The following is a 14,242-nucleotide window of genomic DNA, read 5'->3' as shown; positions in this document are numbered from 1 at the left end:
TCAACATGCCAGTGAAGGAGAGAACTTGCAAATGGAAAGTATGACCTATTATGTATCTGTCATGGGGCGCTCCGTTATTCCTGATCCGCATGCAACGTCGTATGAGTGGGTTATTGAGGCGACGCCTCAGGAGGCGGAACAATTACTGGGATTGCTTAACCTTATGCAGGAAAAAGAGGAAGAGGCCTTTCCAGGAATGGTATTCCCATGGCCGGATACGCCTGAGGAGTCTGTAAACCGAGCATATGAAGCTGTATTACAGCAGGTCTATCGAGAGATTTATCGCTTGGGAACACCAGAGACCCGATACCAGATCGAACAAAGTACATGAAATGGAAAAGGAGCGCGATAACAAATGTATGCCATTCAGGATGCTAAAATACGCAGATTAACGGAAGTGGATGGATTGTCTTGTGCAGAAGTTGAGGTGCAGCCTGGAAACACAGGGGATCCGTCTTTACTTGTTTATGTTGCGGCAACGCAGCCAGGGAACTCACTCGAAGTCGTTCGAATTGTACGCAATCATTCGGATGCTGTTCTGGACTGGTACAATAACAATATGCACACAGCGTTTGAAGATGCCACGAACACGGCGTTTGAGAACAGTGAAGGCATTACAGCTGGGGATGATAAGGCACGCTTTCAAAGCGAACTCTTTGCTTTTGGATTACTTGGCCCAACTCTTCAGCGCTATCTGGTAGGTCAAGCGTAAAGAGACGTCCAAGCAACTGCTCAGATGCTCAAAGGAAACAAGTAACCGGAATGCAGAAACCCGCCCTTCTTTTGAAAGGCGGGTTTCTGCATTTAAAGTATAACTTGATTGTAATACCTATATTTCTACTTCTGGTCAGGCATATTCACGCAGCACTTGAATCCCTTTGACAATATTATAGACAAAACTTAATGCATAAATGACAAAGAACAGGATTACAAATCCGATCGCGGAGCCCAGACTATGGGCGGTAACGAAGAAATAAAGTAACGGGATTGCAGCAAGAAACGGGAAGATATGCGAGAATAATGCCCGTTTGGCATGTCCTTCAATGTAGTTGTCCTTCGCAACAATCCAAATAATGATGGGGAACAGGAACGGAGCAAAGAAAATGCTGAAATAGGATAATGCGGATAAAAGTTGTCTCATCACGGTTCTCTCCTTCATTTGAGTCCTTAAAGTGTATGTATCCAAAAGATTACCCAGTACATCAGACAATGAATAGGTCATCCCTTTTTCTTTATGCAGTTATCTTATTCTCATCAATATGGCCTCATAACAGCATTCATATTCTTACATAGGTTAGGTATGAGAATAATACGATCCAGCCGTGTGAAAAGGTGCAATTATTAATTTTTAATAAAACTCTTGAAAATTATAGAAATCAGAGTATAATAGAAATCGCGCCGAATTTTTATTATACATATTTGTCTCAGTAGCTCAGCAGGATAGAGCAACGGCCTTCTAAGCCGTCGGTCGGGGGTTCGAATCCCTCCTGGGACGTAAAACAAGAAGCTTCCTTTGGGAAGCTTTTTTTCGTACAAGGGATGAGAACCCCAATGGTTCGTCGGAGCATGAGCTTCGGTAGGAACACTTCGCAGTCTCGACTGTAAGGAGAGTATCCCTCCTGGGCCGTAAAACAAGAAGCTTCCTTCGGGAAGCTTTTTTTCGTACAAGTGGTAAATTCAAGAGCTTACCTTCTGCTGTGGCAAATTGAACATGATCATATTCAGATTTTACAGCTTTATGGGATCAAGAATTTGCCTTAGTTCAGGGTTTTCATCACCCGCGATCATTCCCCCGTTTACGGTTTCTACAGACTGACGGGTATTTTTCATAAATTGATCGATGATATCATTTTTGGCTGTGAGATGGGTTAACCATCCCAGACTAGCGTCCCATCGGGAATCAAATCCAAAAAGAACTGTGGGTTTCGGATCTTATCCACCGCGCAGCATTATTGAAGTGGATCGTTGAATCAAAATGATATTGTCGAATGGGTAGGGACATTTTATGCACCTGGACAATAGAAAAAGATAAATCACAAGGTCTCCACTGGGTGGAGGCCTGTTTTAATGAAGTGAATAATTATTTTTCATGGAAAATAGATGTGTATTTATAGGTGAAACCTATTAAATAGATAGAGTTTATATATTTAAATAATAAACCATAATGTGCCACAATGAGGATATCAATCATGAAAGCGATGGTGGTATTCATGCAGTCGATAAACCAATGGCAAGCGGATGAGTATGACAACAAACTGGCTTTTGTATCTGGTTACGGTAGAAACTTAATCTCGTGGCTTCAACCGGGGAAAGGCGAATACATCCTGGATCTGGGATGTGGGACGGGGGATTTAACGTACGAAATTTCTATGTCACAGGCTGAGGTCGTCGGCATGGATTCATCCCCGGACATGATACGTCGGGCGAGGGAGAAATTTCCCCATATCACATTCATGGAGGGAGACGGACATCAGTTTGAGACAAGCAAGCTGTATGATGCTGTCTTTTCCAATGCAGCCCTGCACTGGATGCGAAGTCCGCGACTGGTTGTCGACAGTATATGGAAGTCATTGAAGCCCGGAGGACGTTTTGTAGCGGAGTTTGGTGGCAAAGGCAATGTGCAGATTGTTCTTGATGCATTAGAAGAGGTATTCGAACGTCACACTGGGATTCGGGCTTCAGAACGCAATCCTTGGTACTTCCCAACAATCGGCCAATATAGCCAGGTTCTGGAGCAAGGCGGGTTTTTGGTACGACAGGCCTATCACTATGACCGCCCTACCAGACTAGTCGATGGTGAAAAGGGAATTGAGGGCTGGTTAGCCCATTTTGGAGGGGACTATTTTCAGGGATTGGATCAGGAGAAGATTCAGGAAATTTGTCATGAAACCAGCAAAATCGTTCTGCCAAAACTCTGGGATGAAGATGCGATTTATGCTGATTATAAGCGGCTGCGCATTGAAGCAGTAAAGCCGAAAATTGAAATAATCACATGAAATGCCTTTGTTAAATGAACAAATACGCTCTATTTTAAAAAAACATTGATTCATGCATAGGCTGGGAATCTCCTCTCGATAAGAGGCTCCCTGCCTTTTTGCCTATGCCTTAAATAAAAATTGAAATAATTTAACGACAAATAAATACAATTCCACATTTTTCTCTTACCAAAGAACCATATAAGTAATTTTTATATCATAATTGTAATTATTTAGAAGGGAAGTGTACTATTTTAGTAGAATAATTTACCGAGGGTCAATCGTTTTGCAGATAGGAAGGTGAAGTGGTTACAAGTGTTGCAGCGCTTGTCATAGCAGGGCCCGATTGGTGAGGTACTTTTATATTGTAGAAGGAGGGGAATAGCTTTGAATAAACGTTTGATATCCATATTGTTAAGTGTTCTTATGATCTTCTCCATGATTATGCCAGCGGCTGGAGCTGCTCCTGCAGATGTTCAGCTTGAGGATGTTCTAAGCAAGTCTGAGGCCACGCAATGGAGAGAAATTCTTGATCAGCGGAAAGACAAGCTTGCCGCAGATCCTTTTCTGGACAAGAGTCTGGAAGGTCTTGGCGGAGAGGAAACCAGAGTTATCGTTGAACTCTCCAATAAGCCGGTTGCTGTTGCACAAGGCGAATCTACCCTCGAAGGAAAATCTTTTACCTCCTCTATGGAAACAAATGCTGTGACTCAAATAGAGCAACAACAACAGTCATTTGTACATAGCCTCACTCAGAAGAAAATCAAACATGAAGTATTGGAAAATTACGCATATGCCCTGAATGGTGTAGCTATTGAGCTCAAAGGAAACCAATTGGGACAATTGCTTCGTATACCGGGTGTCGTTAGCGTATATCCTGACATTGAAATTACGTTATCTCCGGAAACAGATGAAGTGGATCCATATATGAAAGATACAGCGCCTTTTATTGGTGCACCGGAAGTATGGGATCTGGGGTATAAAGGACAAGGCATTAAAGTAGGCGTTATTGATACAGGGATCGACTACGAACATCCTAATCTGCAAGAGGCTTATAAGGGTGGGTGGGATTTCGTTGGAAATGACAATGATCCTTATGAAACAACACGTGAAGAGTGGAAAGGTTCGGGTGAACCTGAATTTAATGAAAAAGGAAGTGCTTATTACACTTCTCACGGTACTCACGTAGCCGGTACCATTGCTGCTCGTGAAGCTGGAGATTATGGCATTGTTGGGATTGCACCTGAAGCCGATATTTATGCATATCGTGTGCTTGGACCTTATGGAAGTGGGCAAACTTCATGGGTGCTGGGTGGAATTGACCGTTCCGTTGCCGATGGCATGGACGTAATCAATCTCTCGTTGGGTAACTCCGCAAATGATCCAAGTTATATCACTTCCGTTGCACTTAACAATGCCATGCTGTCTGGCGTGACTGCAGTTGTGGCAAGCGGTAATGATGGCCCGAATCGTTATACATTGGGTTCCCCGGGAGCATCGGCTATGGCAATCACTGTAGGCAACTCGACAGGGCCTAGCCAGATCATTACGGCTAATACGCATTTCTGGATTGGTGAGGAAGGTAAAGGTACACGTCCTGAAGAGCAGCCGGTACCTGAGGCTGAACAATCACCTGAACTGGGGTCAGCACCGGGAACGGATAGTCCTAAAGTGTTGGATCAGGGTGAGCCAGCATCGATAATAGATGATAAAGATCCATCTGTAACTGCTCTTGAAGAGCATGCCACAAAAGAGGAAGCTACATCAGCCAACGAAGCTGCATTTTCAGGATCAAAAGAAGTTGAAATAACAACTGAAGCGTCTGCCGATGTTGTAGCTCGAGATACAGAGGGTGACGTTTCAGAAGAGCATACTCAACCAGCCTCACCTTCTGCACCTGTCGAAACTTCTCCAGAATTTGCCACTGTAGAAGAAAAGCCAGCGGCTGCTCCAACTGAAACAGAGCAAAACCCGCTGGCTGTGACAGAGTCTGTCTATCGCCTTGATATCATGGGCTGGAGCCTTTCGGCAGACCCGGAATCGGTTTTAACGGATTCATATGAACTTGTTTTTGCCGGACTCGGCAAACCAACGGATTTTGAAGGCAAGGATTTTACAGGTAAAGTGGCTTTGGTTCAGCGTGGTGAACTGGCATTTGTGGAGAAAGTAGCCAATGCCAAAGCCGCTGGTGCAGTTGCCATTATTGTATATAACAATATCCCGGGACCGATCGGTGTGAGTTTGGGGGATAATTTTGAGTTAATTCCTACTTTGAGCATGTCGAAGGAGGATGGGGAAGTCATCAAGGCTGAACTGGATGCAGGACAACCGGTTAAAGTGAGCTTTAGTGACTTTGAGCGTGGTCAAACGCCGGGAGATGAAATGAGTACGACCAGTTCCCGTGGACCAGCCAAGGTGACCCTTGATATTAAACCGGATGTGGTCGCACCTGGTGCCAGCATTCTGTCTACAATTCCTGCCTATGGCAAGGACGAGCCTGGAGCAGATTATTCACAAGCTTATGATCGCAAATCAGGGACAAGTATGGCGACACCACATGTTGCCGGACTGGTTGCCTTGCTGATGGAGAAGCACAGCGACTGGACACCTTTTGATATTAAGGTTGCACTAATGAACAATGGTAAAGTGCTCGACACGACGAAATATGATGTGTTTGATCAAGGCGCAGGACGTATTCAGGCGGTGAAAACGATTGATCCTGCTGCATTTGTTAAAGTATTGGATGTAACGAAATACACAGAGAATGGCGTGGTTGTTGAGAAGCCTAATGTGACAGGAAGTGTCAATTTCGGTAATTTCCTCAGTACGGACGAAAAAACCGTCACCAAAACGATTAAAGTGGAGTCGCTGAATGGCAGTGGTGGGGACTACACCGTAAATGTAAACCCAACACGCACGGTTCCTGGCGTTTCTGTAGCGGTGGACAAAAGCTCCTTCACATTGAATGGTGAGGAAGAGTTGCAGGTGACCATCACTGTTCCAAAAGGTGTGACTGCAGTAACAGAAGCACAAGGATATCTTCAATTGTCCAATGGAACGAATACATTTACGGTTCCATATGTTGCGCATTTCAATATTACGCTGGCAGGAGTTAAATACATTGAGACTGTAAAAGGTACAGAGAAGAATCCGTTCCATTATCCATTGAAGTCTGATGGCACGCTGGATACACTCAATGTTGCCATGGAATTTTATAATCCAATGAATTTCGCTCTGATTGAGATTTTTGATGGTCTTAACCCCGAAGGGGGACACTATCAAGACGGATACATCGGTTACATTTTTGGTAGCAACTATAACTTCGCTGCCAATACAAGATATAATCTGGCATGGGATGGCGAATATGCGGATTACACAACAGACGAAGTGACTGAAATTCCGGATGGTTTGTACACGGTTGATATCACGACGATCGGTGTGGACGGCAAAACCTACAAGGAAGACACCTCCCCATTCCTGGTGAAAAAGACAGCTCCGGCTGTAACTGCTCCAGAAAAGCTGGAGTTCAAACAGGATGAAACTGCTGTCATTAACGGTAACGTGGACGACTTGTACTTCCGTGCCGCTCCTGCTCTCCGAGAGGGCTGGAACATCGAGTTTGACCCGTCTGCTGCCTTGGAAGCAACGTATGTCGTGAAAAAAGAGAATGGTTCAATTTATAAGGACGGTGTTTTTGAAGTAAAACAAGATGGTAGCTTCAGTCTTCCTCTGGAAGGAATTGAAGCAGGGGAATACATCGTTGAATTTACGGTAACAGACCAGCAGGGACTTTCGGGTAAGGCCAGCACGGCATTACATTTGGAATCCAAAGAGACCGAACCGGAAACCCCGGCTGTCCGAGCGCCTGGAACGCCTGCATTGTCTCACAATAACGGACAAGTTAACGGCTTGCTTGAGGGCTCGTATACCGTCACTATGAACATGTGGTGGGGCGAGAACGCTACAAGCTATAAGCTTTATGAGGATGGAGTTTTGATCGATACACAGAAGTTGACCTACAATGCCCCTTGGGCGCAATTTGCTCAGACGAAGATCACGGGCAAAGCCAACGGCACATATACGTACGTAGCCGAGTTAACCAACGACAAGGGGACAACGCGGAGTCAGACGTTGACGGTTCGGGTGACCAACGCATCGCCGGGTAAAGCTGTTCTCTCTCACGATAACTGGGATGGTGACGGCAATTATAAGGTTCTTATGAATTTGTGGTGGGGAACCAATGCCACGGAGTATCGCCTCTATGAAAATGATCAGTTGATCGACACCCAGGTACTCAGTGCAGCTACGCCTTTTGCGCAAAGCGCTGTGAGTAAGCTGTCGGGACGCACATCCGGAACGTACAAGTATCGGGCAGAATTAATCAACGCTTCTGGAGTTACCAGCACAGACACCATCACGGTTAAGGTGAAGTGAATCCTGCGGCATTCATTTATTGAAGGAATGGTTCTTCGCATAAACGGCCTCCATCTCGATTTCGCGGGATGGAGGCCGTTTGGTTTTATATTTTGCTGCATACATGGAATGGATATCCATTTTTTTAAATCTAACCGATTACTCTATTCTTGCTGGCCTTGATCCCTGCGATCAGTAAAACAATCGCAACGATAACCTGTACCAATAACGGCAGGGTCCATCCTTTGGTCCAGTCATGAAGCACACCGAACAGCAAAGGTCCGACTGCCGCCAACATATATCCGAATGACTGAGCCATTCCCGATAGGCTTGCAGCTTGTCTGGCATCGGCTGTACGCAGTACAAAAAACATGGTTACAAGTCCGAATGAAGCCCCGGCTCCCACGCCGGCCAAAGCAACACCGACGGTTATGAGGGAGGGGATACCGCTTAAAAGGAATGCATATCCCAGAATCAAACATGAGGATGTGATTGCAGTCAACCCACGTTGATCTTTCATGCGTCCTGCCAGAATGGGAACGATGAACGTTACCGGAACACTAACCATTTGCATCAGGGATAGCATCCAACCCGCCGAAGAGGAACTGAAACCCTGATCAGATAAAATCTCGGGCAGCCAGGTAATCGTGGTGTAAAAAATTAAAGATTGTAATCCCATGAACAGTGTGACAGACCAGGCTAAGGAAGAAGAGCGCAGACGAACCGGCTTCGCTTCCGTTCTCGAAGCCACGTAAACTTCACCACGACGTCCTGTACGGACGTGAGGCAGCCAGAGAATCAGTGCCAGAATGGACAGTACGGCCCACATACCCAGTGATGCGTGCCATCCCATGGAGGTCAAGCCTGCCGCGGGGACACTAATTCCTGAGGCGATGGCACCCCAGATATTCATGGATACGGAGTAGAGGCCGGTAACTAGTCCAACTCGCAATGGGAAATCCCGCTTGATCAGACTGGGCAGCAATACGTTGCTTAGGGCAATGCCACATCCGAGAATCGCTGTTCCTGCGAAGAGAATGGGAACAGAGGGCATGAACCGGAGGGTTACGCCTATGGTTACAAGAATTATGGCCGTTAACAAAGCCGTTTCTAATCCGAATCTTCGTGCCAGTTGTGGGGCAAACGGAGAAATTGCCGCAAAGGCAAGCAAAGGAAGAGAGGTAAGCAACCCTGCCATCGTATGACTTATTCCTGTATCTGCACGGATCAGTTCCACGATAGGGCCTGTTGCCGTAATGGGTGAACGCATGGTCGCTGCGATAACGATAATGCCTGCCAGCAAGAGTCCAAGTTTCATGGATACTGACGATGAATTATCGACTGCAGCACGGTCAGGTGAGTTTTGATGCAAAGATGAGGGCATGGCAAATCTCCTATGGGTTATTTGTCTAATATGTATACTTTGATATATAACATATACACTAATTAAGCATAACATCTCATGTCAACAACAGACAACGAACGGAGCAGATTATCCCCAGAACGCAAAAAAAGCTTCCCGAAGGAAGCTTTTTTTAATACGTCCCAGAAGGGATACTCTCCTTGCCGTCGAGACTGCGAAGTAGCGCTAACGAAGCGGATGCTCCGACGAACCATTGGGGTTCTCATCCCCAGAACGCAAAAAAAGCTTCCCGAAGGAAGCTTTTTTTAATACGTCCCAGAAGGGATACTCTCCTTGCCGTCGAGACTGCGAAGTAGCGCTAACGAAGCGGATGCTCCGACGAACCATTGGGGTTCTTATCCCCAGAACGCAAAAAAAGCTTCCCGAAGGAAGCTTTTCTTAATACGTCCCAGAAGGGATTCGAACCCCCGACCGACGGCTTAGAAGGCCGTTGCTCTATCCAGCTGAGCTACTGAGACACGAAATTTTTCAAGCAAAAATTATTTTATCATAAATAATCATGAATATCAACCGTTTTATTTTAAATTATTTTTCGTATATTATATTTGGCGGCAGTAACGTTTTTTTCATTATAATTAAGGTTATGTTAGAATATCAGAAGAACTCAAAAAAATAGATCGATTTTCGTTTAATATACATCTATTTATGGTTATTGCGACTGGAGATTCTGGATACAGAGGAGGTGCTCCCATTAAGGAATCCACGACCCCGGAAACCGAGCACAGCAACAATATCGTGCTGTTTCCTAAGACGCTGGACTATTACCAGATTCAATTGACGGTTATGCTAGAAAACGAACGATACGGTGAAGCGATGGACCTGCTTCGCTTTTTACTGCAATGCCAAGGGCAGGAAGAACGGCATTACGACGAATGGCGAGCGTTGCTCGAATGGCTTCAAGCGGCTTTCCCTCATTACGGGGAAGATCCACCAGTGGTCCATGAAGAGCGCGAGGAAGAGGAAATCAGTGAAGAGGACATGGCACGTCAACATGCCCGGTCCAAACTGGAGCAAGATGATGGTTATGCTGATAAACTGCTTCGAACTGTGATGGAAGAGCCTTTATCCGAACAAACGATGCTGGCGCTGGAACAGCTTGCCTATCTCGAACGGCCGGAGATTGATGATTCGCTGACTGGTTGGCTCAAAGACAAGACATTGCATCCCTTGCTTCAGTTTCGTGTGCTGCAGACATTGCGCCGCCGTGGTGTTCAGGGTGTTATTGCATTTACTCGTGGGGATGAGCCGGTTGAAGTGGAGATAGATACCGTTCCTCTTAGACCTGAGGATTTCCCGCTCCAGATTGTTCAGATTCTTGAACGGGTAGCGGATCAGACGGAGGTTCATGAACCTACGCTCTTTTATTTTGCACAAGAACTGTGGATTCAATATGTCATGGCCGTGTACGGAACCCGTGATTACATGTCCATGCTGGAAGAAAATGATTCCATGACAGATATATGGGCAGCTGCTCTACATATGACCGTTGCAGACAGTCTGGGCGGTTCGCATGACGAGGAAGATACTCGCTCAATGTATGCTGTGACAGGGGCGATGCGCTTTCGTCTGGAGCAGGCATATCGATCGATGAAGCAGTTTGTTTCTGCCGGTTTGGACGGTCAATAGGAGTCGGAAACGTTTTCCTCAAACCGTATCAAGGGATTCCCCTTGAAAAAGAATCTAATCTTGTTTATACTAAAATGGTTATTTTGTACGTGATTGCCTACGTGAACATGTGAATTTTGGAGGGGAAAGTATACAATGAAAGCAACTTGGGAAAAGATAGAGAAGAACCTAGGGGTTCTTGAGGTTGAAGTGGGTGCAGATCGTGTAACTGCAGCACTCGACAAAGCTTTTAATAAAGTGGTTAAACAAGCAAACGTACCTGGATTCCGTAAAGGTAAAGTTCCACGTCCAATCTTCGAAGCTCGTTTTGGTGTGGAAAGCTTGTATCAAGAAGCCATCGACATTTTGCTTCCTGAAGCTTATACAGAAGCCATCGACCAAACGGATATTTTCCCGGTTGATCGTCCTGATGTAGATATCGAACAATTCGCTAAAGGACAAGTATTCAAGTTCAAAGCGAAAGTAACCGTTAAACCTGAAGTTACACTGGGTGACTACAAAGGCGTTGAAGTTGCTGTAGCCAAACATGAAGTAACGGATGCAGAAGTAACTGAAGAGCTCGAGCGTCTTCAACAGCGTCACGCTGAACTCGTTGTTATCGACGAAGGTTCTGCACAAAACGGTGATGTTGCTGTAATCGACTTTGACGGTTCCGTTGATGGTGTACCGTTCGAAGGCGGACAAGCTGAGCGTTATTCCTTGGAACTGGGTTCCAACACATTCATCCCGGGATTTGAAGAGCAGGTTGTGGGTCTGTCCACAGGCGACTTCAAAGACGTTGAAGTGACTTTCCCAGAGAGCTACCATGCAGCTGAACTGGCTGGCAAACAAGCGGTATTCAAAGTGAAAGTACATGAAATCAAACGCAAACAGCTTCCTGAGCTGGATGACGAGTTTGCAAAAGATGTCAGCGAATTCGAAACGCTTGAAGAGTACAAAGCTGATCTGAAAACACAATTGGAATCCCGTAAAGCAGATGAAGCCAAAGCAGCTCAAGAAAATGCTGTTGTAGAAAAAGTGGCTGAAAATGCTGAAGTGGACATTCCTTCTGCAATGGTTGACAGCGAAGTACAAAACATGATGCGTGATTTCGACAACCGTCTGCGCAACCAAGGAATGAACCTGGAAATGTTCCTGAGCTTCTCCGGTCAAACTCAAGCTGACCTTAGAGCGCAAATGCAGGAAGATGCTTCCAAACGTGTTCGCAACAATCTGGTTCTTGAAGCAGTTGGTAAAGCGGAAAACATCGAAGTGTCTGACGAAGAAGTGAACCAAGAGCTCGAAAAAATGGCTGAGTCTTACAAGCGTCCTGCTGAGGAGATTCGTGGCATTCTCGAAGGTAATGGTTCCCTGGACAGCCTTCGTGATGAAGTGAAACTGCGTAAAACGATTGACGTTCTCGTTGAAAACAGCAAAGTTGTTGAAGCTGTTGAAGCTCCAGCTGAAGAAGTTGCTGCAGAAGCTGACGAAAAATAAGACAAGCTGTTACGTAATGAACAGCTGAATAAACGATAAGGCACGTGAATCATTGCGTGCCTTATTTTTAAATTATGGCATCCATTTTATAGATGATTCAGTAATAATATGGGTGTGAGTCGTTGCGATATATGGTTATGCATATTTAACATCCCATGGTTCCACTTTAAATAAAAAAAAGGTGAAACGGCATAGGAATGCTCCAATTTGCACATACATAGAAAACATGGTTAAATATGATCAGGCTAAAAAGATAAACTCACTTCGTCTTGACACTACTTGTGAAAAATGACATTGTCACAGGAACGTGTTAGAATGAATTTGGGTTTGCTTTACAGGTAGCCTATGTCTAATTACATGTAGAAAAGAGGTTGGTCTCATGAGTCTGGTGCCAATGGTTGTTGAACAAACCAATCGAGGCGAGCGGTCTTACGATATATATTCGCGTTTGCTGAAGGATCGCATTATTTTTTTAACCAGTGCGATTGATGACGATGTAGCCAATCTTGTCATAGCGCAGCTTTTGTTTTTGGCAGCCGACGATCCAGAGAAGGATATCAGCTTGTACATTAATTCACCTGGTGGTTCTGTCACCGCAGGGATGGGTATATACGATACGATGCAATATATCAAGCCGGATGTATCGACCATTTGCGTAGGTATGGCAGCAAGCATGGGCTCGTTATTGCTGACAGCCGGTGCTCCTGGCAAACGATTTGCGCTGACGAACAGCGAAGTGATGATTCATCAGCCGCTTGGCGGCGTTCAGGGACAGGCTGCGGATATCAAAATTCACGCAGAATGGATTATTAAAACACGTCAGAAACTGAATCAAATATACGTCGATCGTACAGGTCAACCCCTTGAGAAAATCGAGCGGGACACCGACCGTGACTTCTTCATGAGTGCTGAAGAAGCCAAAACGTACGGCATTATTGACCAGGTGCTCAGCAGACCGATCAATTCCTAAAGGGGTGGTTTCATGTTTAAATTTAACGATGAGAAAGGGCAATTGAAATGCTCTTTTTGCGGTAAATCTCAGGAACAGGTGCGTAAACTGGTCGCTGGACCAGGCGTTTACATTTGTGATGAATGTATCGAACTTTGCACCGAAATCGTTGAGGAAGAGCTCGGTCATGACGAAGAACTGGACCTTAAAGATATTCCAAAACCGAAAGAAATTCGTGACATTCTTGACCAATATGTTATTGGACAGGATCAGGCGAAAAAGTCTTTGTCAGTTGCGGTTTACAATCACTATAAGCGCATCAACACACAAAGCAAGATTGAGGACGTTGAATTGCAAAAAAGTAACATTTTGCTATTAGGACCTACGGGTTCTGGTAAAACGTTGCTGGCGCAAACGATGGCCAAAATCCTTAATGTTCCTTTTGCTATTGCTGATGCAACTTCATTGACTGAAGCAGGTTATGTCGGCGAGGATGTAGAGAACATTCTGCTGAAGCTGATTCAAGCTGCTGATTATGATGTGGAAAAAGCAGAACGCGGCATTATTTATATCGATGAAATTGATAAAGTAGCACGTAAATCCGAGAACCCATCCATTACACGTGATGTATCGGGTGAAGGTGTTCAACAGGCACTCTTGAAAATTCTGGAAGGAACTGTAGCTTCCGTACCACCACAAGGTGGCCGTAAGCATCCACATCAGGAATTCATCCAGATTGATACCACCAACATCCTGTTCATTTGCGGCGGTGCCTTCGATGGCCTGGAACAAATGATCAAACGCCGGATCGGTAAAAAAGTGATCGGCTTTAACACTGTTACGGAGCAAAAAGATCTGAAACCGGGCGAATATTTGGGTATGGTATTGCCGGAAGACTTGTTGAAATTCGGTCTGATTCCGGAGTTCGTAGGTCGTCTGCCAGTCATCTCCACGTTGGAGCCGCTGGACGAAGATACATTGGTACGGATTCTGTCCGAGCCAAAAAATGCGCTGACCAAACAATATCAAAAATTGCTGGAGCTGGATAATGTGAATCTGGTGTTCGAACCAGCCGCATTGCTTGCGATTGCGAAGGAAGCCATTAAACGTAACACGGGTGCACGTGGACTGCGTGCCATTATCGAAGGCATTATGCTTGAGATTATGTACGAAGTGCCTTCCCGTGATGATGTTACGAACTGTGTCATTACAGAAGAAGTCGTTGAGAAGAGAGTCGTGCCTGAACTGAGCCAATCGAAGGACGACAAGCAGGAAGAAAGTGCCTAATTCAAGGTGAATATTCCGTTTCAACACTGAAATATAGACTTGTCAGTTCTCCACTCCTGGCAGAAGGCGAATCATGTCTCTGTCAGGGTGGAG

General features: G+C 45.3%; 10 protein-coding genes and 2 tRNA genes. 9 read left to right on the top strand and 3 right to left on the bottom strand.

The features are described from left to right. Nucleotides 1-31: 31 nt before the first annotated feature. Nucleotides 32-331, top strand: a complete 300-nt coding sequence (locus JNUCC31_RS08140; RefSeq protein ID WP_192270334.1) for a hypothetical protein — start codon at nucleotides 32-34, stop codon at nucleotides 329-331. A gap of 24 nt (nucleotides 332-355) precedes the next feature. Continuing rightward, nucleotides 356-712, top strand: a complete 357-nt coding sequence (locus tag JNUCC31_RS08135) for a hypothetical protein (protein ID WP_192270332.1) — start codon at nucleotides 356-358, stop codon at nucleotides 710-712. 135 nt (nucleotides 713-847) lie between these two features. Here JNUCC31_RS08135 and JNUCC31_RS08130 read toward each other — a convergent pair whose 3' ends face one another. Continuing rightward, nucleotides 848-1,141 carry a magnetosome magnetite crystal formation protein family gene (locus tag JNUCC31_RS08130; RefSeq protein WP_192270330.1) on the bottom strand — a complete coding sequence of 98 codons (294 nt, stop codon included), beginning with the start codon at nucleotides 1,139-1,141 and terminating at the stop codon, nucleotides 848-850. A gap of 280 nt (nucleotides 1,142-1,421) precedes the next feature. Here JNUCC31_RS08130 and JNUCC31_RS08125 point away from each other — a divergent pair. The 3 genes from JNUCC31_RS08125 (at nucleotide 1,422) to JNUCC31_RS08115 (ending at nucleotide 7,409) form a co-directional block, all read left to right on the top strand. Next, nucleotides 1,422-1,495 (top strand) — tRNA-Arg (locus tag JNUCC31_RS08125). A gap of 694 nt (nucleotides 1,496-2,189) precedes the next feature. Then, nucleotides 2,190-2,996 (top strand): class I SAM-dependent methyltransferase, encoded by an 807-nt coding sequence (locus JNUCC31_RS08120; RefSeq protein WP_228469573.1) that lies wholly within the window; start codon nucleotides 2,190-2,192, stop codon nucleotides 2,994-2,996. Nucleotides 2,997-3,362: 366 nt separating this feature from the next. Then, entirely contained in the window at nucleotides 3,363-7,409 is a 4,047-nt protein-coding gene (locus JNUCC31_RS08115) for a S8 family serine peptidase (RefSeq protein ID WP_192270328.1), read from the top strand. Nucleotides 7,410-7,539: 130 nt separating this feature from the next. Here JNUCC31_RS08115 and JNUCC31_RS08110 read toward each other — a convergent pair whose 3' ends face one another. Together JNUCC31_RS08110 and JNUCC31_RS08105 are read right to left on the bottom strand one after the other, a co-directional pair. After that, a complete protein-coding gene (locus tag JNUCC31_RS08110; protein ID WP_192270326.1) occupies nucleotides 7,540-8,772 on the bottom strand; it encodes a CynX/NimT family MFS transporter in 1,233 nt (410 codons plus the stop codon). A 423-nt stretch (nucleotides 8,773-9,195) separates the two neighbouring features. Continuing rightward, nucleotides 9,196-9,269 (bottom strand) — tRNA-Arg (locus JNUCC31_RS08105). Nucleotides 9,270-9,456: 187 nt separating this feature from the next. Here JNUCC31_RS08105 and JNUCC31_RS08100 point away from each other — a divergent pair. The 4 genes from JNUCC31_RS08100 to clpX all read left to right on the top strand — a co-directional run bounded on the left by JNUCC31_RS08100 (nucleotide 9,457) and on the right by clpX (nucleotide 14,149). After that, nucleotides 9,457-10,437: a hypothetical protein gene (locus JNUCC31_RS08100; protein WP_416234385.1), complete on the top strand. Its 981-nt coding sequence runs from the start codon at nucleotides 9,457-9,459 to the stop codon at nucleotides 10,435-10,437. A 135-nt stretch (nucleotides 10,438-10,572) separates the two neighbouring features. Further along, a complete protein-coding gene (gene tig / locus JNUCC31_RS08095) occupies nucleotides 10,573-11,913 on the top strand; it encodes a trigger factor (protein ID WP_192270324.1) in 1,341 nt (446 codons plus the stop codon). A 379-nt stretch (nucleotides 11,914-12,292) separates the two neighbouring features. Continuing rightward, the gene (clpP, locus tag JNUCC31_RS08090) at nucleotides 12,293-12,883 is read left to right on the top strand and encodes an ATP-dependent Clp endopeptidase proteolytic subunit ClpP (protein ID WP_192270322.1); all 591 of its coding nucleotides are present in this window, start codon (nucleotides 12,293-12,295) and stop codon (nucleotides 12,881-12,883) included. Nucleotides 12,884-12,895: 12 nt separating this feature from the next. Then, nucleotides 12,896-14,149: an ATP-dependent protease ATP-binding subunit ClpX gene (gene clpX, locus JNUCC31_RS08085; protein ID WP_192270320.1), complete on the top strand. Its 1,254-nt coding sequence runs from the start codon at nucleotides 12,896-12,898 to the stop codon at nucleotides 14,147-14,149. Nucleotides 14,150-14,242: the final 93 nt, after the last annotated feature.

It is taken from the genome of Paenibacillus sp. JNUCC-31 (genome assembly GCF_014844075.1).
Lineage (GTDB): Bacteria > Bacillota > Bacilli > Paenibacillales > Paenibacillaceae > Paenibacillus.
The sequence above is the reverse complement of the archived record's forward strand: the minus strand, read 5'-3'. Positions and strand labels throughout refer to the sequence as shown.

What these genes read in the sequence shown, in the direction of transcription:
- JNUCC31_RS08140 (WP_192270334.1), top strand. Translation starts at nt 32, where the DNA reads ATGGAAAGTATGACCTATTATGTATCTGTCATGGGGCGCTCCGTTATT.
- JNUCC31_RS08135 (WP_192270332.1), top strand. Translation starts at nt 356, where the DNA reads ATGTATGCCATTCAGGATGCTAAAATACGCAGATTAACGGAAGTGGAT.
- JNUCC31_RS08130 (WP_192270330.1), bottom strand. Translation starts at nt 1,141, where the DNA reads ATGAGACAACTTTTATCCGCATTATCCTATTTCAGCATTTTCTTTGCT.
- JNUCC31_RS08120 (WP_228469573.1), top strand. Translation starts at nt 2,190, where the DNA reads ATGAAAGCGATGGTGGTATTCATGCAGTCGATAAACCAATGGCAAGCG.
- JNUCC31_RS08110 (WP_192270326.1), bottom strand. Translation starts at nt 8,772, where the DNA reads ATGCCCTCATCTTTGCATCAAAACTCACCTGACCGTGCTGCAGTCGAT.
- JNUCC31_RS08100 (WP_416234385.1), top strand. Translation starts at nt 9,457, where the DNA reads ATGGTTATTGCGACTGGAGATTCTGGATACAGAGGAGGTGCTCCCATT.
- tig (WP_192270324.1), top strand. Translation starts at nt 10,573, where the DNA reads ATGAAAGCAACTTGGGAAAAGATAGAGAAGAACCTAGGGGTTCTTGAG.
- clpP (WP_192270322.1), top strand. Translation starts at nt 12,293, where the DNA reads ATGAGTCTGGTGCCAATGGTTGTTGAACAAACCAATCGAGGCGAGCGG.
- clpX (WP_192270320.1), top strand. Translation starts at nt 12,896, where the DNA reads ATGTTTAAATTTAACGATGAGAAAGGGCAATTGAAATGCTCTTTTTGC.